This window comes from Komagataeibacter sp. SM21, assembly GCF_041402665.1.
GTDB classification, from domain to species: domain Bacteria; phylum Pseudomonadota; class Alphaproteobacteria; order Acetobacterales; family Acetobacteraceae; genus Komagataeibacter; species Komagataeibacter saccharivorans.
In genome coordinates this window covers 1-1,489 of record NZ_JBGLOV010000063.1, presented here as the reverse complement: position 1 = coordinate 1,489, position 1,489 = coordinate 1, and the positions used below count along the sequence as shown (strand labels likewise).

Annotated in this window: 2 protein-coding genes and 1 pseudogene; 1 reads left to right on the top strand and 2 read right to left on the bottom strand. The window is 48.4% G+C overall.

What is annotated here, in order from left to right:
* Positions 1-139: 139 nt before the first annotated feature.
* Positions 140-868 carry an ABC transporter permease gene (locus tag ACBR42_RS17010; protein WP_371208823.1) on the top strand — a complete coding sequence of 243 codons (729 nt, stop codon included), beginning with the start codon at positions 140-142 and terminating at the stop codon, positions 866-868.
* A gap of 166 nt (positions 869-1,034) precedes the next feature.
* On the opposite strand, the pseudogene ACBR42_RS17005 reads toward ACBR42_RS17010, so the two are convergent.
* Together ACBR42_RS17005 and ACBR42_RS17000 are read right to left on the bottom strand one after the other, a co-directional pair.
* A pseudogene (locus ACBR42_RS17005) lies at positions 1,035-1,223 on the bottom strand (IS5/IS1182 family transposase); the annotation flags it as partial.
* A gap of 57 nt (positions 1,224-1,280) precedes the next feature.
* The coding region (locus tag ACBR42_RS17000; protein WP_371208822.1) for an ATP-binding protein at positions 1,281-1,489 on the bottom strand (209 nt) is incomplete at its 5' end.

The following is a 1,489-nucleotide window of genomic DNA, read 5'->3' as shown; positions in this document are numbered from 1 at the left end:
GATAACAGCGCCCAATCTGCTCAAAACGCAGACCGGATGCCAGCGCAAAAACCGTCAATCAAATCGCCAAAAGCCAGAAATCACGGGCCACGCACATCAATTGACGGTTCTTCGATCCCTCCAGGTCATTTATGCATTGATGATGCGTGAAATCCATACACGTTACGGTCGAGAAAATCTTGGCTTCTTATGGGTCTTGGGGGAGCCTGTTCTATTTTGTACGGGCGTTATCATCTTGTGGACAGCGATACGTCCCTCACATGAACATGGCCTGCCTATGACAGCAATCGTGGTGACCGGCTATATTCCTCTTACCATGTGGCGGCACTGTTTAGGTCATTCCGTCAAGGCCTTTGAAGCTAACGGCAGTTTATTGTTTCACCGTCAGGTTACGCCAGCATCGATTATCTTGGCTCGAACGTTTCTGGAAATAACCGGCACCCTGATGGCAGGGGTGATTGTCACGTGTGGGACAATATTTACCGGTTTCATGAAGCCTCCCCAATATTATGGTATGATATATTTAGGCATGGCGTTCCATATGCTGCTGTGTATAGCAATCGCCATGATTTTTGCCTCTTTAAGTGAAATATCTGATCTGGTTGAAAAGGCCGTCGGCGTTCTGAGTTATCTTTCTCTGCCATTTACCGGGGCGTTTTCCATGGTAGATTGGCTTCCGCCCAAATATAGATGGTACATGATGATTTCCCCGAGTGTCGACAATATAGAAATGATCCGGGAAGGACAGTTTGGTCTAAACGCACATGCCCACTATGATATATTTTATGACTGCTGGATCACTCTCTTACTACTTATAATCGGATTTTATTTAACAATACGGATACGACGATATATTTTAGTGCAATAATTAATATATACATATTATTTTAATGACACCTGTGCGGGTGTGTTATACGAGCACCCGCTCGTCATGAAACTATTACGTAAATCGATTAGGGTAAAATAAAGTCAAGTCCTAGCAGGCTGTCGGGTTAGGCTCTGCCGTAGTGAATGAGTGACGGAGGCGATGGCGTTTATGCGGCCTTCAGTCGCGTGATCCTGCGGCAATTGTATGCGAGGGCGACGAGCGTCCATTCTGGTGCAGTCTGGCCTTCATTTCCAGGCGCCAGGGTTTGGTGATCCGGCGCGACTCCTTGGATGGCGGGCTCTGGCCGGAAGTCATAAGGGCGTCGGTGTTGATTTTCACTGAGAACTGACCTGGGTTTTTCCTCAGGAACTGACCCAGCCAGATGCTCTCTCAGGCATAGTCATGCAGGCGGTCAAGAAGGGGATCTGTCCTTTCTGTTTTTTGACGCGGCAGTGCTGGCGCGGAACCTGTAGCTGTCATTTCCTATCTCGAGAATATGACAGTGATGGGTCAGCCGATCGAGGAGCGCCGTTGTCATCTTCGGGTCACCAAAGACATCTCCCCATTCACTGAATCTCAGACTGGTTGTGATGATGACACTGGTGCGCTCGTAGAGGCGGC

What these genes read in the sequence shown, in the direction of transcription:
- ACBR42_RS17010 (WP_371208823.1), top strand. Translation starts at nt 140, where the DNA reads ATGATGCGTGAAATCCATACACGTTACGGTCGAGAAAATCTTGGCTTC.